The organism is Alcanivorax quisquiliarum (genome assembly GCF_023051175.1).
Lineage (GTDB): Bacteria > Pseudomonadota > Gammaproteobacteria > Pseudomonadales > Alcanivoracaceae > Isoalcanivorax > Isoalcanivorax quisquiliarum.
Genome location: NZ_JALKII010000010.1, coordinates 16,327 through 37,869 on the forward strand (window position 1 = coordinate 16,327; position 21,543 = coordinate 37,869).

A 21,543-nucleotide genomic window follows, 5' to 3' on the forward strand; every position below is an offset into this window, starting at 1 on the left:
GATCTATCAGCCGGTGGTTTCCAGATATGGGACATCCACCTTACCGGCGTATTGATGGTGATCGGGTTATTGCCCGTGACCGGGCTCCTGCTGGCATGGCAACCGCTGACAAAGCGCCGGTGCCATCGAGCTTGCGATGGGCCTGTGCGTGGCAAGCATGGCAATCTCGGTACCGTTTACTCCCGGCCCCGGGGCTTCAAGTGCGCTACTACGTGAGCCCGTTCGAGAGCCATGCCATCCTCGCAGTTATCGGCCCGATGGGCTGAGCTGGCACGCGAACATGCTTTCGAAACATCCAGAGCACGGCCACAGCAAGACATTTTCTGTGCCGGCAAAAAACGCAGCTACGGCTCGGTGCGGTGCTTATCGTACGAGGTTTCTACCCTAACTCTGGACAATGAAAACCGGCTTGCCGTGCTGGAAGCCCATTGCCAGCGTTAAAGCCGTAGCTGCGCCGGACTACTCCGGCTGCCCTGTGGCTGAAAGCAGCGAGGGGCCAGCATCTTCGTGCTGGCTTGTGACCTCCGCTGGCAATGCATCTGCCTCCTTGGCGGCCTGCTTGATGCGGTAGTCGGTGATGATCATGGCAATGATCAGGATTGTTGAAACCGTCAATGCGGCGATTATTATAATTAACTCTTTCTTGCGTTCTGACATTCCTTATCCCCCACATTATTGCATTTTGATATCATAAACAGCCAAACATGCCTTTCCTGGCTAAAATGGCAGGCCATTAATTAACACTGTTGCGGGGAGATTGGAAGAGCCATGTAAACACTGGCGCAGCGGAAGCAGCACCGATGAGAAACCGCCTGATGCGCAAGCGCTGGCGGCGCAGCGCTTGTCAGCAGATTATTGGGCAGAGCGCACGGCTTGCACCAGACCCTCCGGGTAATAGACGAAAAATTCGCCTTCCTCGTTGCGCACCAGCACCGCAGCCTTGTGCGTCGAACGAAACGATAGCCAGACAAGATAATCACTGCTTGCCTCGCCTACGGGGTAACCATTTACCGACACAATGATATCGCCCGGCTTGATACCGGTTTGCTCGGTAGCTTCTGGAGGGAAGTCGCTGCCGACCAGATAACCCTCAGGCAGTGTCTCGCTGACAGCATACAGGTCCAGACGGGCGAGAAATTTCATTGCCTCGCTGTCCATTTGCTCTTCCGGCTCAGCATCATCCGCAAGCGCAGGAGGCTCCTGATCCTGCTGCGGCTCGCTGTCATCCACGCGCCTCCGCAAAGGCTGAAGATGAAGCGCTTGCGGCCCGGCGGGCGTTTGCAGCAATACACGATCCGGCAGGATCGCGCCAAGCCTGACGCCCGGTTGAATCTCGTCACCGGCTCGGTAACGGTATGCACCCAGCCCGGCCACATGCACTACCGCGGAAGCAAGGCCGGTATGGTAAGCCTGAAACAACGCCAGTAAACGCATCTCTTCCGGTTGCGGCGCGTGAGAAGTGGCTACGACCACTTCCGGGTGCAACTCGGCAGCCGGCGGCGAGACTGAAATATCATAAAACTTATGTTTCTTTATTTTCAGGTCACCATCTTGCCCCGCAGTCGGCTCGGGCATGGTAAAGCGCCCATCCAGAGCAATAAATGCACAGGACGCCAAAACGAAGGCAGAAAAAATTCCTATTATCCTCAGACTGTTAGAAATTCTCATATCCAAATCCTGTCGTCCTGCCTTTACTTTCCCTGATTGTTTACCGGCAAAAAACACAACTCTGACCGCAATATCATTTTGCCCCGATCATGAACTTTTATCTGCATTAATAGCTTTCCGCGAAACAGCAAAAACATCGCACTGAACTATACCTTTAAATGATGTTCTCTCTATACGCATAATCAGAATTACATTGCATAACCGCAAGGTCTGTTTTTGACACCCCTTGCTTACAAAAAGATCCAACACACTCAGAACGAAAAAGGAACTGTTATGAGAATCCTGTATCTGGCTACTGCTTCCCTGCTGGTGATCGGCTGCTCACAGCACACCGCCACCCTTGATGATCTGGCTACCGATCAACAAAGGGCGTCTTATGCCGTGGGCATGCAAGTCGGCAAACAGCTTGCTCCGCAGATCGAACAGGCTGAGCTTGACCCGGCCCTGCTCATGCTGGCGATGCAAACAATCCTGGAAGGCGATGAATCGCAATTGTTACTCGATGATGCGATGGCCGCTGAGGCCACAGCCGCCTACCAAGAAGCGCTTACACGTCGATTTGAAGCGGAGCGGGCCGAAAATATCGCACTTAACCAGGCAGCGGGCGAAGCACTGCTGGCAAGCAACCGCGCCAGAGCCGAGGTCACCACTTTACCGAGCGGTCTTCAATACGAACGCCTTGCTGGTGAGCCAAATGGCCGTCAGCCAACCCTCGAAGATACCGTGTTGGCCCACTTTCACGGCACGCTTCCGGATGGAACGGTCATAGACAGCTCGCTCGACAGGGAACAGCCCGCCTCCATCCCTTTGAAGCGTGTCATGCCAGGATGGCAAGAGGCTCTGCAATTGATGAGCGAAGGGGAGAAGTGGCGCATCGTGCTGCCGCCTGAGCTTGCTTACGGGGATGAAAGCGCAGGGCAGCATATCCTGCCTCACTCGACACTGATATTTGAAATAGAACTGATAGAAATCCGGCCACAAGCCTGAGCGATTGCACATACATTTTTAATAGAGGGGCATATCATGAAACTGGTTACGTTATTTTTATTCTCTATACTATTTGCAAGCTCGGCATCCTGGGCTGATCCTCTGGCCGACAAGCTGTCAGCAGCATTCCAGAGCACACAACCGGACCTGACCGTCGAGCATATTGCCGATAGCCCGGCTCAGGGCATTCGCGAGGTGAAGCTCAGCAATGGCGAGTATCTTTACGCGACCGCCGAGGGCCGCTACCTGTTTGCCGGAAAACTGATCGAACTATCCGGCACTGAGTTCAACGATCTCACAGAGGAGAGGCAGCGACAGGACCGGGCTGATATTCTCGCCAATCTTGATCTCGACAAGAGCATTACCTACAAGGCTAAAGACGCTGAGCAGCACGAGGTTTTTGTTTTCACCGATGTCAGTTGTGGTTACTGCAAAAACTTTCACAACCATATTGATGAGATCGTACAGCGAGGGATCACCGTGCATTACCTTGCCTTTCCCCGCGCCGGTGTCGCCTCGCCTGTCGGTGAACTGATGGGCCGAGCCTGGTGTGCCGAGGATCAGCAAAGCGCCCTGACGGAAATCAAAGTGTCCAACCGGCTGTCGCAGACGCCCGTGCCCTGCCGAGCGCCGATATCCGAGCACCATGCGCTCGCACAGAAACTTGGCGTCCGGGGCACGCCGGCCATCTTTGACCAGCATGGCAACAGCCTCGGTGGTTATCTGGATACCGAACAGCTGGTCAGCGCGCTGAACCGCTAAACCCCGCTTGGCGAGCAGCTCTGGGCTGCTCGCCCTTGAACACCTTCTGCATCAGCACCTGCCACCAGCTCTGTACTGGGCACGCCCTGCAACATGTTTGTCCTGCTGCTCACCTTCACTATATTTCATGGTTGGATTTTGCCTTTTCGTTGCGCTCTGGTAATGTCGTGCCGTCTGTCAAGAGGAGTTCCCATGGCTTTTACCGTTTATCTGTCGGGTGAAATTCACACGAACTGGCGTGAAGAGATCAAGCGCGGCGCCGCTGCGAAAGGTCTGAATATCACCTTTACGTCAGCTGTCACCGATCACGACGCCAGTGATGCGGCGGGTGACCATCTCGGGCCGGAGAGCAGCTCTTTCTGGCGTGATCACAAATCGGCCAAGGTGAATGCCATCCGCACCAAGACGCTGATCGAGCAGAGCGATCTGGTGGTGGTGCGTTTCGGTGACAAGTACAAACAGTGGAATGCTGCCTTTGATGCCGGCTACTGCGCGGCGTTGGGCAAGCCTTATGTGACCTTGCATGCCGAGGATATCATTCATCCCTTGAAAGAAGTGGATGCGGCCGCCCTGGCCTGGGCAACCACCACCGAACAAGTGGTCGATATTCTCGCTTACGTTTTGCGCGACTGATCCCGATGCCCACCTGCACCATCCCGCGATCTTTAGCCCCCTTGTGGGGCAAGCGAGGGGAGCCAAAAGATCGGCATTTTGGACAACCCGTTGGTGCTTTCGCGGGCATTGGAAATGCCTCCCCGGAAATCGACGATAAACTTTCTTTAGCCCCTCTCCCCTTGTGGGAGAGGGGTTGGGGAGAGGGGGAGATTATGGCAAGAAATATATACTTGGCACTTGATCTGGAACGAAACTGACTAGCGCTAGGTATTTTTGGGTTGTTGAATTTTTATGAAAATTTCCACTGAAGATAATTGAAAGTAGTGCAACCTGTAGCGGTTATCGTAACAGCTGCATGTTCGTCGCCCCCTCTCCCCCAACCCCTCTCCCACAAGGGGAGAGGGGAGCAAAAATCTGATTCGCTCACCCTCCGGGCCAGCCTGCGGCTGTTCTGCGCTTCGCCTGCCCCTCAAGCGAGGGGGAGCAAAAAGATCGGTATTTTGGATAACCCATCGGTGCTTTCTCAGATATCGGAATGGCTCCCCGGAAATCGACGATGAACCTTTTCTTTCAACCTGCGACGAGCCAGGCAAGCCGCTTTCTGCCACGCTCGCAGTGCCATTTACTCCGGCTGCCGTGACAAAAAAACCGGGCATGGCAAGAGCCATGCCCGGTTAAACGCGCCCATATTTTGCGGCGCGCCTTGATGGCAAGTTGTATTAGCGGCGCAGCAAAGCCACTTCAAGATCGCGGTCGGAGATCATCCACCACAGACCATCGCCCTGTGTGGCATCGAAACCGACGACTGGTTCACCGTTACACGCCGCGTCGCGCGGGGCAGGCGTGCTCAGCCAGCTTTCGTGAAATACATCTTCGATGATGCACTCGGCGCTACCAGCAGCAACCCACTCGCCGTTGCTGTCGCGAATGCCCGGCACCAGCGGTTGCCCTGCCAGAGTGGCCGGCACAGTGAAGCTCAGCGCGAACGCATCCGTCGGGGCATCCACGATATTCCAGCTGCGTGTGGCATGCGCAGGCAAAGTGTGCGGCGCCTTGGCGCTGCCATCCGGCTGGCTGCCCGGCAAACCGGCATCCACTTCGATATTTTTCGGGGCACCCCAGGTGCTGTTGTAGATACCGTTCTGGCCACCTGTACCACTGAGGATCAACACGCTGGAAGCGGTATCCGGCTCGGCCGGCATCCAGCTCAGGGTGACATGCTTTTTCATATCGATGGTGGTCGCCGGTACTTCCACACGGTCTTGCGCCACATTCACATAAGCACGGTTGTTGCCGTTGAGGTTCGGTGTCCAGTTCTGGTGATACTGGTACAGATACTGGAACGTCAGACGCAGCAGATCAATGGCACTTTCTGCACGGCTCATGCCGGGTGTGTAGCCCATGTTGCGCGCCCGCGAGTCCACCCGATTGAAGGTGTTATTGATGCCAGCCTCCAGCCTTGCGATGGCGCCATCCGGGCCACGGCATTCCGGGGTACGGTACGTTACGTCATGATCCAGCACCGGCCGGGTGCCCGCAGGGATACTGTTCGGGTAGATGATCTTCTCACAGCGGTCGGTGGTACGGCTGAAGCGATCGAACAGAATCCAGTTCGGGTTCTCCAGTTCGCCCCGGCTCCCCAGGTCGTTGCGCACGGTGTGTTCGGCGTACCACGCCTGATAATCCACCCGTGGGCCATTGAAGCTGAGCACCGCTGCGTTGACGTCAAATGCCGGCGAACCGTTACTCATGGAATTTGATTTGTGCTGAATAATGCTCTGCACCAGCTCGCTTTCACCCCAGCGCAGCTCGTAGCCCTTGTACGAAGCGTTGCCCGACATGATCTGAGTGAAGTAAGGCAGCCGGTAGTTGCCACCTGTTTCTGTCCACGATTTGTTGATTGCGGTGAACGGCCCCTTGACGACACTGCGTTGATACTGGTGCTCGTGACCCTGCACCCAGATCACATCGTTATCAATAAAGAAACGGCGGATCTCGTCATACTGATCCATCAGGCTGTTCTCGCCCCGCGTGCCGGAGACAATCTGCTCGCGCACCTGCCCATACTTGGCGCCAATCAGGCCATCGTGGCTGCCGATGATGATGTGATCCACTTCGTCACGGTGGCGCTCGATGGTTTCCCGAATCCAGGGGAAGGCACCAGCGAGCCCCCAGTAGCGAATATTGATGATCAGCACATTACTGCGCACCACCGAGTAGTTCAGAAACTCGGCGTAGGGCATGTGCATGGCATCTTTCGGAATGTACGGGCGCATGGCGTCGATCCAGCGTACCGTGTGTGCCCAGCTGTCTTCGTGGTTACCCATCAAAGGCAGGATCTCGATGCCCTTGGCCTTGTACTGGTCGGCCACCGATAGCCACTGTGCAAATTCTTCCGGCGTGCCGTCGTTGGTCAGGTCGCCGACCGCGATAACCACATCGGCGCCCAGCTCTTCAAGCTGCGCCAGCACGGCATCCATGGCAAACACCGCGACGTTCGAGCCATCACCCTGGGTATCGGGCAACAGGCCGACACGTAGCGGTGCGGCGGCGGGCGCGTTGTTGTCGGGCTCGGTGAGGCCCGGTGAGCGGCTGGAAGAGGAGCTGCCGCCGCAACCGGCAAGGCCGAGCGCCAGCACAAGTGCTGCCACGCCCGGTAGCGTCAAATTCTTCATGATGATCCCCGGTTAATGTTCAGTCTCAGGAGGGTTCATTGAACACCCGGCACGAGACTGCCTTGAGGGGATGACTCGGGGATGATGGAGAAGTGAAGGCAAAATGATATCGTTCGGATAAAAGCTATCACAAACCGCAAATCAGCAAGGCTGCCCCAGCACGGGGCAGCCTTGCCAGAGCCAGCCCGGGCGGTTAACAGGAAGCTGGCAAGCAAGCTTGCCAGCGCTGCCACCCTGCCCGCCCTGCACAGCTCAGGCGCGCTTGCGCAGCGGCTCTTCGGCCAGCTCTACCGGCTCGCCAAGCTGCTCCTCGATAGGCGTCGAGTCACGCAGAAATGCCTCAAGGGAGTCATCCATTGCCTCCATCCACGGCGTATGGTGCAACGGCGCCAGGGTACCGGTAATAGTGGAACGATAGCTCTTGTTGCGGTAATCCAGGATGCCCTCGCTCTTGTCCCGCATCCATTGCTTGAACATTTCGGCCACTTCTTCGATGGCAAAGTCCGGATAGTCGGTTCGATCAACCAGATCGCGCACATAGGCCGCCTGGAAGTCGATATCATCGTTTACCCCTTCTGTGGCCTCTTCACGGGCGAACCAGGCTTCGCTGTCCGCCACCATCGCTGCCCTATCAGGCAGGGTTATCCGACCCAGAATCACGTCCCGTGCCAACCAGGCCTGCGCATCGAACATATTGAAAGTGTAATACTGATCCTGCATGCCGAGGTAGATCAGCTTGGGGTTGTCAATCCAGAACACACCTTTGTACAAGCCCTTGGGGTACAAGCGGTTGCTGGTGCGCAGGGTCAGCTCGTCCGGCAGGAACGGAAAATGGTGCTGGTAGCCGGTGCACAAAATAATGGCGTCCACATCACAGCTGCTGCCATCGACAAAATAGGCCGTATTGCCTTCCACACGCTCCAGCAACGGCCGCTCGCTGAATGCCTCCGGCCATTCATAGCCCATTGGTGCAGAGCGGTAGCTGAACGTGATCGATTTGGCCCCGTATTTGTAGCACTGCGTGCCGATATCTTCTGCGGAGTAGCTGCTGCCTATCAGCAGCAGATCCTTGCCAGCGAACTCGCAGGCATCTCGGAAGTCATGGGCATGCAGTACTCGACCGGGGAATTGGTTCAGGCCTTTGAATGATGGCGCATTCGGCGTGGAAAAGTGGCCGGTGGCAACGACAACGTAGTCGAACTCTTCTGTGACCAGGCGATCCTGCTCCAGCTCACGGACGGTAACACTGAACTTTTCTGTCTGTTCATCGTATTCGACCGCGTGTACGGCGGTATTGAAGCGAATCTGGTCGCGCAGGCCGCTACGCTCTATGCGGCCCATGATGTAGTCGCGCAACACCGGGCGTGGCGGATACGACGCAATTGGCCGGCCAAAATGCTCCTCGAAACTGTAATCTGCAAACTCCAGGCATTCTTTCGGGCCGTTGGACCACAGATAACGATACATACTGGCGTGAACAGGCTCCCCGTGTTCATCAAGCCCTGTTCGCCAGGTGTAGTTCCACATACCACCAAGATCAGACTGTTTCTCGAAGCAAACAATTTCGGGCACTTCGATGCCTGCCCGGCGAGCGGCGTCAAAGGCACGAAGCTGTGCCAAACCACTCGGGCCAGCGCCCAATACCGCGATACGAACTGTCATGTGTCAATCTCCTTGCTACGGCCTGGCTCTTCCGGAGCCTGGCGAGGGCGCACTGAGTGCGCAAAAAAGGCGTCTGCTGAAATACATTGCACCTTGCAGCAGGCGCACGAGGTCGGGGCTGACAGCCAGGCTGCGCCCATGGATCGCTGGAAGACATCACCGGCCATCCGGCCGGCGCTATACCGTTCCTGCGATACCGAATGTGAACGTACGCGCAGCGGAACACCCCGCCGGCCGCAGCGGCAAGCATACAAAGATGCCTGCGGCGGCCCTACGCGAAACGCGGGCAATGTTAACATAACTGGCCGGCGTTTGCCGGGCGGGGCCACGTCAAGGCAGGCCCAGCGGGAAGAAAAGCACGGCTATGGCATGAAGTGCGAGCGTCCGGATCTCCCTTGTAGCGTGGCTGGAGCAGATGTTTACGAAAGCACCGAGGCGCGATTTGACCACGCCCCTGACGCTTGATGCGGCGGCAGTCAATCCCGCAGCAAGCCTGTTGTGGTCTGATTAAAAAGGTTCAGCGTTGGTTTCCGGGGAGGCATTTCCGATATCTGCGAAAGCGCCTATTGTGCTGCGCTTCGCTCGTCCCGCTGACCAAAGGGAGAGAGGCTAAAAACAGGTTCGTCGTTATTACCGGGAAGGCGGCAATACAACAAGGTGCCGTGGAAGTAATTCGCCCGCCGCCGCGCAGACAGGGCGAACGCATACCGCTGTTTTCAGCTCCGTGGCACCCGCCATTCCAGCCATTCCAGGCTTTCCAGGCCCATCCGGGGCCGCGATCACGGGCACCAGAGACATGCGCCTGGCCGCGCAGGAGCGCTCGTCCCACCGTTATCAAACCATCAGTCTGATATTATCTCGCAATCAAACCAATGACATGACCCTGCAATATTGCCCCTCCAGACAAAGAGATCAGCTTGCTGATCAGGCTCCCACCCCCCTAATATGGGGCTGGCCAACTTGGCATCTTCGGCCATACTGGCCTCGGCGGTCCCTCCGTGGCAGTGCCAGAAGGCGAGGAATCAAGGGCGCACCGAAGAACGAAAAACTGCCCTGCGCCAGCCACAGCAATAGCCGGCATCAGTAAAAAATGCCGTTTTACGCAGTATAAGAATCACGACTTGTTCGAGTTCGTGCCACGAAAGCGCGTACGTCTTGTTGCGCAGCTATCATTAGCGCTACGCGCCATGCGGGCCTCGACGCTAAAACCCCGCTGTTTCGACGGGGTAACTGCACCAGCGTAAAGGACGATGCTATGACCCAGATTTGCGATGTAGAAGCGTTTTATACGATCGTGCGCCACGGCACTATAAGTGCCGCCGCACGGCAACTCGATCTGGCCCCGGTGTCGGTACGCCGGCGGCTGGAGCGCCTTGAAACAGTGCTGGAAGTGCCTTTGCTCCATCGCCACCAGCGCAGCATCGGGCTCACCGAAGAAGGCAAACTGCTCTATAACTACCTGATCGGCGTATTTGAAGGGCTGGATCATGCCCTGGGCGTAGTGGCACGCGGCGAAGACGGCAGCGCTGGCCGCTTGAGAGTCGCCTCGAACCTGCCTGCCCCGTTCCGAAGCCATTTGAAAGGTGTGGTGTGCGCTTTCGCCCGGCAGCACCCGCAGGTCGAGGTGAATCTTGATCTCACTGACACGGACATTGATCTTGTTTACGGTGGCTATGACATGGCCATTACCAGCGCACCACCGGAGAACACTGCCGGCCTGACCGTACGCCCGCTGGCTACTGCCTGGTGCTTGTGCGCCACGCCCGAATATGTGGCCAGGCACCCCGCCATCCGCGTGCCGCTTGATCTGCACGAGCACGACTGTCTGTTGCTGGAGGCACCCGGCGCGCTGGGCAGTGCCTGGACTTTCTTCAGCGATGCGCACACCGAGAGCATTCACATTGCGCACAGCATGGCAACTGACAACCCCCGCGTGCTGCGCGAGTGGCTGCTCGCCGGCATGGGTATTGCCGCCTATTGTGAAATGGAAATTCGCGCAGACCTTGCTGCGGGGCGCCTGGTCAGAATCCTGCCCCATTATCAGATGCCGGAGATCCGGTTTTATATTTTATACGACCGCATCAGGCAGTTGCCGGCGCGCACGCTACAGTTCAAGGATTTCGTCACTCGCAGCGTGGCCAGCGACGGCAGCCTTGCGGTGCGTTAGCGCCCCACTTTCTTTCGCGCTGAGCCCGGACCAGCGGCGCTGAACCTGAACCACCGTTGCTTTGCCGCTGGCGTACCGGCTCGGCGCCGATGCTTTGATTGCTACGGCTCGGGGCTGCGCAGCAGCTCATTCTATCAGCACGCTCATCAGCATACTTACCCGTCATAAACTGCACGCTCGCACTACGGCGCGTGCCACGATTTGCATTGAGAGGCTACTTTGCTCCATGGCCGCCATCCAGCACAGGCATTTTCACTACGAGAATTAGCGGAATGCGCACTTTTGTTCTCTTTAACCAAGGCAACCCAGCGCCAGATGCCACCATGGTCATGCCGCCTGAGTTTTCAAAATCAGCCCTTTACTTTCTTATTATTCATATGGTTACAGACGCACCAACGTGCCACCTGTCTGCAAATTCGCAACCCGCCGGCAAGATTAATGATTTTTTCAAGTGGCCGAAATGCAATATCAGGAAAAGTAATCTTTCGAAAAGGGACTGTTGAAATATAAGTAACGACGTATCTCAATATAAGAAATGACAGGCGTACCAGATTTGGCCCTGAGCGCGCCTCTAGCACGTCGAACCGGCTGGGGGGACCCATAAGGGCTGCCTCTGGCGACCTGAAGATCGAGCGCAGCCGAGGGGGAAAATAATAGTTAGCTGCCGTGCAGCGAGCATCCGGCACAGCAAGCTGTGCGCATTATTAAACCCGTCTTTCAGATGCGTCTGGACATCCCACATCTTGGCTGATTCTACGGGCCGGGGTGACTTTAACGAAGCGAAAACAAGGAAAAGCTGATTTTCGAATCAGGAAAACGAATGAACCCAATGGCGGATCTGGACATTTTCATGGCAGTGGTGAAGGCGGGCACGATAGCCGGCGCTGCTCGTGAACTGTCGTTAGCGCCAGTCTCTGTGAAAAAGCGGCTCCACCGGCTGGAGCGCACCATGGGGGTGCAGCTCGTCAAACGCGTCAACCGCGAATTGGCCCTGACCGAACCAGGCAAAGAGTTGTATCACCGGTTGCTGGTGATTTTCGATGATCTCGGCAAAGCCATTGCTTCGGTATCCGGCACCGAAACCGATATCTCCGGCTCGCTGAAGGTGGTATCCAGCCTTTCCATCGGCAAGCGGCGTATCGAGGGCCTGGTGCTAGCCTTCTCGCGGCTCCACCCCCGTATGGTGTTGCAGTTCCATATGGAGGACAAGCCGGTAGATTTTATCCGCGATGGTTATGATGTTGCGATCACCGTCGGCCCACCCACCGATTCGACCATGGTCGCCAGGCGGCTGGTGATCAACCCGGCTCACGTGGTGGCCGCCCCGGATTACCTGCGCGAGCGGCCACCGCTGGACAGCCCTGCCGACCTCAAGGATCACGCCTGCCTGGTGCTGGATGCACAGGGCGCCTTTCGGGACGGCTGGCCGCTACGCGGCGAGGGGCGCCAGGAGATCGTGAAGGTGACACCGAGCCTGATCACCGACGATAGCGAAGTGCTGCACCAATGGCTGCTGGATGGCCTGGGCGTGGGCATCAGCAGCGATCTCGAAATCCGCCCTGATCTGGACGCCGGGCGGCTGGTGAAAGTCATGAAAGGCTACCGCCTGCCGAATATGGATTTTTATATTATCTATGCCGGCCGCAAAAACCTCCCGTCCCGTACTCGCATCTTTGTCGAGTTTATCGAAGAAAACATTATCAGCTCCTGAGCGCAGGCACGTTTGATGGGGGGTCGGCCCTCCTGTTGGCTGTCCCGGCGTGGCATCTGATGGCCGCGCCATCGGTGACACTTGATGGTGGCTCCAGCGATGGCACTTGATGGCGGGCCTGGTGGCGGCGCTGTACCCTGGCGGCCGTGTGCCCCGGCGTCTGCCATGCATTTGAGGGACGTTTCCTACCTGTCACGCAACTGATGCCACCACGCCACGACTTGCCCCACCACGACCGCACCGCCCACACTAGCTCTGCGCTACGCAATGAAGCCGCGACGCTGGCCGAGTGAGCACCATGCTCGTTCGGCAACCCGGCGCGCAGTTCGTTGCGGTTTGATCGCCGCGCCGGGTTGCCTGAATATGCCATGGCGCCGGGCGGCACACTTGATTGGCAAGCGCTCGGCACCCGAGCGCGATACGAGGCAGCTCAATGCTGGATCTGAAAGAGCTCTGGTTGTTTGCCCTGCTCGGCGTTGCCGCGCTCTGGTTCTGGCGCGCTCAGGGCATCCGGGAGATTGCGCTGCGCGCTACGCTTCAGCACTGCGTGGGCGAAGAGGTCAGCCTGCTTGATCAGACGGTAGCCCTGCGCCGGATCGGGCTACGGCGCGACAACGCATTGCGGCTGCGGCTATGGCGCCGTTACCAGTTTGAATTCACGGTCACCGGCGGCGAGCGTTACCGGGGCCATACCGACATGCTCGGCATGAACGTCTCGAAGATCACGCTGCCGCCGCACCGCTTTGTGTCCACGCCGGATGACCGGAGGCTGCATTAGGTATGGCTAATCTTCACCGAGCAGGGCTTTTTTCAATGACGCCTGCACCGGGTTCTCGCCAAGATAAATACCAAATAACACCCGCTTGAAATCCACCCCCGGGATGACCTCCAGCAATGCGCCGTTATGCAGAAAGCGCGTCCCCTCGCCCGGTATATAGTAATAATGGAAAACATCGCCTTTGTTCACTTCCAGGCTGTCGTTTTCCCATAGCTCATCGAGCAGATGCGCATAGCGCGGGTAATCATCCCCGGCGGACTGTTGCAAGCCCTCCTGAATGGTGTCGCGAAAGCGGGCACGCGTGATCGCGGACGACGTAATGTGCACTGCCATTGCTTGCGGCTCATCGGCGTTCATGATGGCCTGCGCATCATGGCTGGCGGCAGGAAGATACAGCCCCGCCACATAAACCCGCAGAAAATACTTGTTGCGCACGCCAGCGCCATTGAGCAGCAAGGTCGTCTCTGCTGCCTCCAATTGCCTGGCCAGCGTCACGCCGGCGATTTCAGTGGCCTGGCTCGTCCCGGCGAGCAGGCACAGCGCCACTAGCCATAGCATTTTCCTGGTTACCTGCCTGGCTATCGCCCGGCCCGCCTTACTGCCTCTCCGTTTACCTATCGCTTGCACCATACCGCGCCTCCCGCCGCTCCTGTCGTGCGCATTGATCATGACCATAACAGGAAGCCTCCGGCCGCTGCTCCGTGTCAGGTAAAAAGCCGTAATAGGATCAGGCCCGCGACGGCTCGGTCTGGGCCCGACCGCCTCGCTTTCTTGTTGAAATCAATATACATTTTTCTTTCAGCTTATAACCCACAGGAATGAGCTCAGACGCAAACATCACTTCACAATGGCCCGACAAGACGGTAGCGTCATCAGATCGGGATACCCCCCTTCACGCTGATTCAGGAGGCTTCTTCATGTCACTACGCATTGGTGATATCGCGCCGGACTTCACGCAGGATTCGTCGGTCGGCCCGATCAACTTTCACGAGTGGGCAGGCGACAGCTGGGTCATTTTCTATTCCCACCCGGCGGATTACACCCCCGTGTGCACCACCGAACTTGGCCGTACGGCGCTGCTGCAACAGGAGTTTGAAAAGCGCGGCACCAAAGTGCTTGCACTGAGTGTCGATCCGGTGGATTCACACCATGGCTGGATCGAGGACATCAACGAAACACAGCAGTGCGTAGTGGATTTCCCGATCATTGCCGACGCCGATAAAAGCGTTGCGAAGCTTTATGACATGTTGCATCCGAACGCCTCGGAAACGGTAACCGTGCGCGCAGTTTTCTTCATTGATCCGAACAAGAAAGTACGCGCCACCATTACCTATCCGCCGAGCACCGGCCGTAATTTTGCCGAAATCCTGCGCGTGCTGGATTCACTGCAATTGACAGACTCACACAAAGTGGCAACGCCTGTGGATTGGCAGGATGGCGATGACGTGGTGATCCTGCCGAGCCTGACCGATGAAGCCGAGCTCAAGCAGCGCTTCCCGAAAGGCTACAAGGCAATCAAGCCCTACCTGCGTATTACCCCGCAGCCTGACAAGTAACATCGCCGACGCCCGCCTGCCAAGGGCGGGCTTTCTCTTTTCAGCTCACTCCACGGCCAATGGACATGCCGGATTTCCTGACCGATCCAGACACCTGGGCCATGCTGGGCTACCTGACCACGGCCCTGATAGCAGGCAGCCTCATCGGCCTTGAGCGCACCTATCATGGCCGCCCAGCCGGCTTCCGCACTCATGCGCTGGTGTGCCTGGCCTCGGCACTGCTGATGCTGCTGACCACCTGGCAGTGGGAGTGGCTGGACCCCAGCGTGCCGCTGGACACCGTGCGCACTGATCCGACACGCATGGCGCAGGGCATCATGACCGGCATCGGCTTTCTGGGCGCTGGCGTTATTTTTCGTGAAGGCCTGACCGTGCGCGGGCTGACCACCGCCGCATCGATCTGGATTACGGCCGGGATCGGTATTCTGATCGGTGTCGGCTTCTTTTTCCCCGCCATCACCGCCACCATCATGACGCTGGGTACACTGTCGGTATTCCGCTGGCTTGAAGCGCGCATGCCCGCGCTTTTCTACGCGCATCACCGGCTCACTTTCCTGCCCGGCCGCGGCTTGACGGAAACCGAGCTGCGCGAACTCCTAGCCGGGCACGGTTTCAAGCTTTTTTCCATCAGTTACCGTTATGGAGAGGAAACACCGGGCCTGGAGTATCGCATGGTGCTGCAAACCAATACTCAGGAAAATCTGCGCCGGCTGGCCAACACGCTCGCCGAGATGGAAACCGTGAAATCGTTCCGTATCGACCCGGCCGGCGACTGACTCCCCTCCCACCATCAGGCGCCTACGCCATTTGTGGCGCCACTCCTTTGGCGCACTGCATGTCTGCAGCTGATCTCAGAGCACGACTGTTCTGAATTCGCGGATTTCTGGCCCGTTGGTATGAAATTGAATATCAGCCAAAAACATCAGTCACTACCGCACGTCGCTTCGTCGGCAAATATAGTTTTTTTGTTGGCCCGGAGTGCCTAAACTCCCGCCCGCTTACGCTCGGTGCGAGGCGCCAGAAACGGGGCACATTCGCCACTCTGAAAGCCCTCGCCAATAGCGTCTTTTTTCCATTTGGAATGTTTGACCGGGGGTTTCCATGAAAGCGATCTGGCAAGGGCACGTTCTCGCCACCAGTAACCACGTCATCGTCATGGGCGGCCAGCACTACTTTCCGATGGAAAGTGTGCGCACAGGCTTTCTGGTGCCCAGCAACCGCCGCAGCAGAAACGACTGGCGCGGTGAGCGGCATTACTTCCATCTACGCACCGACGATCTTGAAGTCATGGACGCGGCCTGGTCGTTCCCGGCGCCGGTCGAGGATGCTGCGGCGCTCTCCGGCTATATCGCATTCGGCGAAGACGTCACTATCGGACACTGATCGCGCCCTTGACGCCACCCACCCCGCTCGGTGTATTATTTTGTACTACATCAATCAAGGCGGGCAGCAAACTGACATGACCGACAACACTCGGCCCCCACGCCGGGGCCGCCGGCCGGCCCCGGACAACGAGCGCAAAGACCGGGTTATCCAGACTCGTGTTCCCAGAGACCTGGAGGATACCCTGCGCAACGCAGCCGAACGGCAGCGGGTCAGCGTGTCGCACCTGATTCGCCATGTGCTGGAAGACACCTTTCAGCTGGTGGATAACATTGTCGCGGATTCTGCCAGCCTGATGGGCAACGTCAGCCGTGATGCGCGCCGTCTGGCGGCCACAGCCCGCGGCCAGGCAGCCGCAACACCTGTACCGCGCCAGGAACAAAGCGGCGACGCTGCAAGCGCGCAGCTGGAAACCGTGGACGCCTGGCAGGCGGTCATCATCAACCGGCCCGGCCACTGCTTGCAGTGCGGCACAGCGCTCGCTCGAGGCCAGCACGCCTATCGCGGCCTCTCTGCGCAACCGGGTGCTGCGCCCGCCTGGCTATGTGAGCAGTGCCTGCAAGAACTGTAGTCACCACCGCCCAGAATTCATTGCGCGGTGTTTTTTTACCCGAAAATGTACTACAAAAAATGACAAGGAGTGCTGCATGGCAACCCTGCAAGCAAGAAACGCCCCATCGCAAGCGCCCGCCCCGGCGGCCGCCGCCACCCGCGACAACGGCTTGAAAGCCTGGTTGCAGGTGCTGGACGCAGGCATCCGTGCGCTTGAGCAATCCGCCTGGCAGGGCCGCAAGCTGGCTGGCCAGGCATTATCTGCATGGCGTCTGGTCGAGCTGGGCGCTGCGGATGTTGCTGAGGAATATCACCATCTCGCCGCCGAAGCCCGCCGCTGGCCAGCGCGCCTGAAAAGGCTCTCGGCCACGGGCTGGACGCTGACTCGCATCGCCGCGAGCTACCGCTTGTGGGGCGCTCGCTCTGCGCTGCTGCCGCGCGCACGTCATGCGGCGGCCCTGGATGATCTGCACCGGCGTAACGCCCGCCGTTTCCGTGACACCTCGCTGCGCCACGGTGGCGCGTTTCTGAAGATCGGCCAGTTACTCAGCACACGGCCGGATCTGCTGCCGGCGGCCTGGGTCGAGGAGCTGGAGACACTTCAGGACGGGGCGCTGCCGGAGCCGGCGGAGCGTATCCGGGCGGCGCTGGCAGAAGCTTTCGGTGCGCCACCGGAAACGTTGTTTGCGTCGTTCGACATGGAGCCTCTGGCGGCGGCCAGCATCGGGCAAGTGCATCGCGCAGTGTTGCACGACGGCCGCGAGGTGGCGGTCAAAGTGCAGCGGCCCGGCCTGGCAGAAATCATCGAGCTGGACATGAAGCTGATGCGCCTGTTCGCCGACAGCCTGAGCAGCCTGTTGCCACCCACCGACCTGCCCACCATTCTCGATGAAATCGAGCGTTCGGTGCGCGGCGAGCTGGATTACCGCCGCGAAGCACGCGCCATGCAGCGTATCGGCCGCGGCCTCGAAAGCGTGCCCGGTGTGCGCGCGCCGGACGTCATCACCTCGCTCAGCCACGCCAGCGTGCTGACCACGGCGTTCGTGAAAGGCGAGAAATTCACGCTTGCGCTGAATCGCTTGCATCAGGCCGGTGATGCACAGGGGATCGCGGATATTCTCGGGCGCCTGCTGGATGGCTGGTTGCATCAGGTGCTGGTGCTCGGCGAGTTCCACGCCGATCCGCACCCCGGCAATATCCTGCTGGCTGACGACGGCGATCTGGTGCTGCTGGATTTTGGTTGCAGCGCCAAGCTACCGGAAACACACCGCCAGGGTTACTTCCGAGTGCTGCAAGCCAGCCTGGTCGCCGACCGCGACACCATCGCCGATACGCTCGCCGAGCTGGGCTTTGCCACGCGCAGCGGCACGCCCGACACATTGCTTGTGTTTGCCGATGCGTTACTTGCGCAAATCCGCGACGCCGCCATCGAGGGCAGCGGCGGCCAGATCAGCTGGCCGACACAAGAGCAGCTGCTTGAGCGGGGCCGCACCCTGCTGGCCCAGGCCGAAGACGATCCGGTAGCGCGGATTCCAGCCGAGTTCGTGCTGCTGGCGCGGGTGTTCGGCTCACTGGGCGGCGTGTTCATGCATTACCAGCCAGCGCTGGATGTGGCCTCATGCCTGCTGCGCTATCTCACCGACCCGGAGATCCTGCCGGCACCGCCACGGCGTGCGGGCAGCCCGTGGAAAGACTGGCTGCGCCTTCATTAAGGCGCAGTCTTCTCTTACATTTTCCCGGTTGCGCCATGCCAGCGTTCACGCTCAAATGAGCGGCTACTGCTTTCTTCCCTGCATGCCAAGGGGCCATGACCATGCGCGTTGTGATTGTGCTGATGATTCTGGCCATCGCTGCCCTGCTGCTCACCCAGCCCTTCAACCAGCCGCCTGCGAGCCCGCCCGGCGCAGTGCCGGCCAGCGACAGCGGCCGCAGTGAAAGTGGTGTTGGCGACGGTGATCGCAACGCCCGATCCAACTCTCCCCAGGATGCCCGACAGCCCCCGGACGATTCGCAGCCCTGATTCACGCACGCGGCAACAGCAGCTCCTCCAACCCCACCCGGGGCGGCTGGAAACGGTTGATCGGCGCATCCGGCGCGGGGTAACCCAGCGCCACACCACATAGCAACTGATACGGCTCGGGAATATCAAACCGCGCCGCCACCGGAGAGCGCCACAGCCCCAGCGCTCCTTGCGCGCAGGTGCCCAGCCCGCGATTGGCGGCGGCCAGCATCAGGCTTTGCAGGAAGATGCCGGCATCAAGCGCGGAATACACGCCCAGCCCTTTGTGCGCGAACAGGAACAGCACCACCGGGGCATCGAAAAACGAAAAGTTTCTGGCCATCTGCTCATCGCGAGCCGCCTTGTCGCCACGGGCAATGCCCAGCAACTCGTACAGGCCATGGCCAGTTGCCACACGGCGAGGCTGCAAATCGGCGGGGTACTGCACAACCGGTCGAAAATCACCATCGGGCAGCGCACCACGATCACGCCAAGCTGCCAGCAACCGCTTCACGCCTTTCTGGCGCTGAATCTTCATCAGGCGATGAAAGCGCTCGGTCAGTTCGCGGCCCAGCGGCGCCACATCTGCCCCCGACAAGACGCCGATCTTGTAGGGCTGGGTATTCGACCAGCTTGGCGATGCCAATGACTCCTCCAGCAGGGCACGGACAAGCTCGTCCGGCACTACCTGATCACTGAATGCACGAATACTGCGGCGCTGCCGCAGGACATCGGAAAACTCCATGCCGCTTGACTCTCTGTCTATGTTTTCTGTGTGTGTTCACTGCCTGTGTTCAGGGCAACCGACACGCTACCTGCACCAGCGCCATATTGCAGTGACGGAAATTGACAGCCGCGAAGGCCGCTGCCAACCGGGCCTGCTCTGTCTTTAACCAGCGCGGGCGCTGCCTTTAATCGGCGCTGACGCTATACTGCCCCGCTATGCAGCACTTCGTTCACCGCCGCCAGGCGCATTTCTCCCGCTGTGGCCTTTACCGTTATGCACTGTGGCGCTGGTGGGGCCAGGGCCAGGATTACGCGCTGATCATTGGCCTTAACCCGTCCACCGATCCGGCCGGCCAGGATAATCCCACCGTGCGCCGCTGTGTGCGCTTCGCCCAGCAGTGGGGTTACAGTGGCGTTTGCGTGGCCAATCTGTTTGCCTGGCGCACCGTGGAACCCGCCGCACTGCTCGCTGCGCAGGCACCGATCGGCCCGCGCAATGATCACTGGCTGCGCCGCCTGGGCCCCGGAGCCGCCGTTATCGTCGCCGCCTGGGGTAATCACGGCCAGCACCTGGGGCGCGGGCAAGCGGTGCGGCGTTTGCTGCCCGATATGCAGGTGCTGCGGCTGAACCGTTCCGGCGAGCCCGCCCACCCGCTTTATCTTCCGGCTCATCTGCGCCCGCAACCCTGGGGCGACTAACGCTGCCCTGCCCCGCGCAACAGCCATCGCGACCAGCCGACGCCGACCCCCTGCACCGAATCCGGGGCCGCCTATCGGGTGTCACGATTTTCCCCCCGGATGGCAGATTTGATCCTGTTCTGTTACGGCCTGTCCTTTTATTGTTGGCGGGCGGCACGCCGCACCTGGAACCTGCCATTGCCGGCATCACAATCTTCTTCCGGCGCGGGCACAGGCCACATTGATCAGAATAAAAACACGAGCCGGGAGGGAGAACCAATGCGCTCTATATCATTGCTTTGTCTGGCAGCGCTGGCATTTTGTGCCACCGCCGCCAATGCAGATACCTATATTTATGTCACCAACACCACGCCCGACACCGTCACTGTTGCGGTCAACCATTACGGCACCGACACCATGGCGCAGGGCGACGAATGGGCTCAGGAAGCAACCAGCATCCCGCCATATGCTACCCGCCGCGTGCTGCGCTATAACCGGTTCTGGGGTGTGCATCGTGGTGAAACATTTCATTTTGATACGGTGATCAGCAGTGGCACATCCAGTGTGACACTGAAGCAACGCATGGTTGGTACCTGGACGGGCAGCAACATTGTGCACGGCGCCAGCGGCCCCGGCTTCAGCTCACCGTGGTTCAGTGATCGCAATATTCACACCTATGCCACCACCTACGCGGCCCGGCCTTCCGTCAACAGCTTCAAGGCGGAGTTTACCGGCGGCTATGATGATTTTTATTACACCATTCACAACACCACACAGAGCGAACCACTCAGCGGCACGGATCAATTGAAAGTGCTGAGTTACAATATCTGGGCCTTGCCTGTAGTAGCGAGCAACATCAGTGGCCGGCTTGCAGAGATACCATCGCATCTTGATGGTTACGATGTGATCCTGTTGCAGGAAGCCTTCTCCGGTGATCGCGATGCCATGATGCTGGCGCTGTCGTCGCAGTATCCGTATCAGACACATGTACCGCGCATCCCGTTCGAGCTGGGCACGTTCAATATTTTTGATAGCGGCGTGGCCATCCTGAGCCGTTTCCCGATCGTGGCGACAGATGACTTCATCTATCCGAATTGCTCGGGCACGGATTGCTTTGCCGACAAAGGCATCATCTATGCGGAAATCATCAAGGACGGCAAGTCATACCACATCACCTCGACACACACCGCGTCCTTCGATACCACAGAGGCACGCCTGCTGCGCCAAGAGCAGTTCTTGCAAATTCGTGATCTGGTCGATGCGCAGAATATTCCCACCAGCGAGGCCGTACTGATGGGCGGTGATTTCAACGTCAACAAGCTGCTGTGGCCCACCGATTATGCGCAAATGCTCGTCAATCTGAACGCCACCGATCCGCTCAGCACGGGCTACACCGAAGCCACCTTCGATCCGCGCGTGAACCAGAACGCCACGGCGGCCGGTTCTGGCGGCGACACGGTGGAATATCTGGATTATGTGGTTTACGCCAACGACCACCTGCAACCGCACACCTCTCGCAATGATGTGCGCGTGTTGCGCTCCACAGCATCATCGGTGTGGGGCAGCTGGGATTTGTCCGATCACTTCCCGGTGATGGGCGAATTCGACTTCAGCGCGCCGTAAC

20 protein-coding genes are annotated in these 21,543 nt (G+C 58.8%); 14 read left to right on the plus strand and 6 right to left on the minus strand.

Annotated features, from left to right (window positions below; genetic code table 11):
• Positions 1-459: 459 nt before the first annotated feature.
• Positions 460-657 carry a hypothetical protein gene (locus tag MU846_RS12775; protein ID WP_246953351.1) on the minus strand — a complete coding sequence of 66 codons (198 nt, stop codon included), beginning with the start codon at positions 655-657 and terminating at the stop codon, positions 460-462.
• A gap of 195 nt (positions 658-852) precedes the next feature.
• Complete coding sequence (locus MU846_RS12780) at positions 853-1,725, minus strand: type II secretion system protein N (protein WP_246953353.1); 873 nt, start codon at positions 1,723-1,725, stop codon at positions 853-855.
• Between the two features lie 216 nt (positions 1,726-1,941).
• Here MU846_RS12780 and MU846_RS12785 point away from each other — a divergent pair, with 216 nt between their 5' ends.
• The 3 genes from MU846_RS12785 (at position 1,942) to MU846_RS12795 (ending at position 4,050) form a co-directional block, all read left to right on the plus strand.
• Positions 1,942-2,655 (plus strand): FKBP-type peptidyl-prolyl cis-trans isomerase, encoded by a 714-nt coding sequence (locus MU846_RS12785; protein WP_246953355.1) that lies wholly within the window; start codon positions 1,942-1,944, stop codon positions 2,653-2,655.
• A 36-nt stretch (positions 2,656-2,691) separates the two neighbouring features.
• Complete coding sequence (locus MU846_RS12790; RefSeq protein WP_246953357.1) at positions 2,692-3,417, plus strand: DsbC family protein; 726 nt, start codon at positions 2,692-2,694, stop codon at positions 3,415-3,417.
• Positions 3,418-3,609: 192 nt separating this feature from the next.
• A complete protein-coding gene (locus MU846_RS12795; protein ID WP_246953359.1) occupies positions 3,610-4,050 on the plus strand; it encodes a YtoQ family protein in 441 nt (146 codons plus the stop codon).
• 701 nt (positions 4,051-4,751) lie between these two features.
• Here the strand turns inward: MU846_RS12795 and MU846_RS12800 are convergent.
• The gene (locus tag MU846_RS12800) at positions 4,752-6,707 is read right to left on the minus strand and encodes a metallophosphoesterase family protein (RefSeq protein WP_246953361.1); all 1,956 of its coding nucleotides are present in this window, start codon (positions 6,705-6,707) and stop codon (positions 4,752-4,754) included.
• 252 nt (positions 6,708-6,959) lie between these two features.
• Positions 6,960-8,369: a trimethylamine monooxygenase gene (locus MU846_RS12805; protein ID WP_246953363.1), complete on the minus strand. Its 1,410-nt coding sequence runs from the start codon at positions 8,367-8,369 to the stop codon at positions 6,960-6,962.
• A 1,255-nt stretch (positions 8,370-9,624) separates the two neighbouring features.
• Between MU846_RS12805 and MU846_RS12810 the strand changes: the two genes are divergently transcribed.
• From MU846_RS12810 to MU846_RS12820, 3 genes are all read left to right on the plus strand, one after another.
• Positions 9,625-10,536 carry a LysR family transcriptional regulator gene (locus MU846_RS12810; RefSeq protein ID WP_246953365.1) on the plus strand — a complete coding sequence of 304 codons (912 nt, stop codon included), beginning with the start codon at positions 9,625-9,627 and terminating at the stop codon, positions 10,534-10,536.
• 820 nt (positions 10,537-11,356) lie between these two features.
• Positions 11,357-12,247, plus strand: a complete 891-nt coding sequence (locus MU846_RS12815) for a LysR family transcriptional regulator (protein ID WP_246953367.1) — start codon at positions 11,357-11,359, stop codon at positions 12,245-12,247.
• 433 nt (positions 12,248-12,680) lie between these two features.
• Positions 12,681-13,025, plus strand: coding sequence for a DUF3301 domain-containing protein (locus MU846_RS12820; protein WP_246953369.1), 345 nt, complete (start codon positions 12,681-12,683; stop codon positions 13,023-13,025).
• Between the two features lie 6 nt (positions 13,026-13,031).
• Here the strand turns inward: MU846_RS12820 and MU846_RS12825 are convergent, their stop codons facing one another.
• Positions 13,032-13,583 (minus strand): chalcone isomerase family protein, encoded by a 552-nt coding sequence (locus tag MU846_RS12825; protein ID WP_246953370.1) that lies wholly within the window; start codon positions 13,581-13,583, stop codon positions 13,032-13,034.
• A gap of 359 nt (positions 13,584-13,942) precedes the next feature.
• Here MU846_RS12825 and MU846_RS12830 point away from each other — a divergent pair, with 359 nt between their 5' ends.
• The 6 genes from MU846_RS12830 (at position 13,943) to MU846_RS12855 (ending at position 18,536) form a co-directional block, all read left to right on the plus strand.
• A complete protein-coding gene (locus MU846_RS12830; RefSeq protein ID WP_246953372.1) occupies positions 13,943-14,581 on the plus strand; it encodes a peroxiredoxin in 639 nt (212 codons plus the stop codon).
• A gap of 65 nt (positions 14,582-14,646) precedes the next feature.
• The gene (locus tag MU846_RS12835; protein ID WP_246953374.1) at positions 14,647-15,357 is read left to right on the plus strand and encodes an MgtC/SapB family protein; all 711 of its coding nucleotides are present in this window, start codon (positions 14,647-14,649) and stop codon (positions 15,355-15,357) included.
• Between the two features lie 325 nt (positions 15,358-15,682).
• Complete coding sequence (locus MU846_RS12840; RefSeq protein ID WP_246953376.1) at positions 15,683-15,964, plus strand: DUF427 domain-containing protein; 282 nt, start codon at positions 15,683-15,685, stop codon at positions 15,962-15,964.
• Between the two features lie 76 nt (positions 15,965-16,040).
• Complete coding sequence (locus MU846_RS12845; protein WP_246953378.1) at positions 16,041-16,535, plus strand: hypothetical protein; 495 nt, start codon at positions 16,041-16,043, stop codon at positions 16,533-16,535.
• Between the two features lie 76 nt (positions 16,536-16,611).
• Positions 16,612-18,228, plus strand: a complete 1,617-nt coding sequence (locus MU846_RS12850; RefSeq protein ID WP_246953380.1) for an ABC1 kinase family protein — start codon at positions 16,612-16,614, stop codon at positions 18,226-18,228.
• Between the two features lie 101 nt (positions 18,229-18,329).
• On the plus strand, positions 18,330-18,536 hold the full coding sequence (locus MU846_RS12855) for a hypothetical protein (RefSeq protein WP_246953382.1): 207 nt from the start codon (positions 18,330-18,332) through the stop codon (positions 18,534-18,536).
• Between the two features lies 1 nt (position 18,537).
• On the opposite strand, the gene MU846_RS12860 is transcribed toward MU846_RS12855, so the two are convergent.
• Positions 18,538-19,260, minus strand: a complete 723-nt coding sequence (locus MU846_RS12860) for a nitroreductase (RefSeq protein WP_246953384.1) — start codon at positions 19,258-19,260, stop codon at positions 18,538-18,540.
• A 197-nt stretch (positions 19,261-19,457) separates the two neighbouring features.
• On the opposite strand from MU846_RS12860, the gene MU846_RS12865 reads away from it, so the two are divergent.
• Positions 19,458-19,940 (plus strand): DUF1643 domain-containing protein, encoded by a 483-nt coding sequence (locus MU846_RS12865; RefSeq protein ID WP_246953386.1) that lies wholly within the window; start codon positions 19,458-19,460, stop codon positions 19,938-19,940.
• A gap of 258 nt (positions 19,941-20,198) precedes the next feature.
• Entirely contained in the window at positions 20,199-21,542 is a 1,344-nt protein-coding gene (locus MU846_RS12870; protein ID WP_246953388.1) for a sphingomyelin phosphodiesterase, read from the plus strand.
• The last annotated feature ends 1 nt before the right edge of the window (position 21,543 follow it).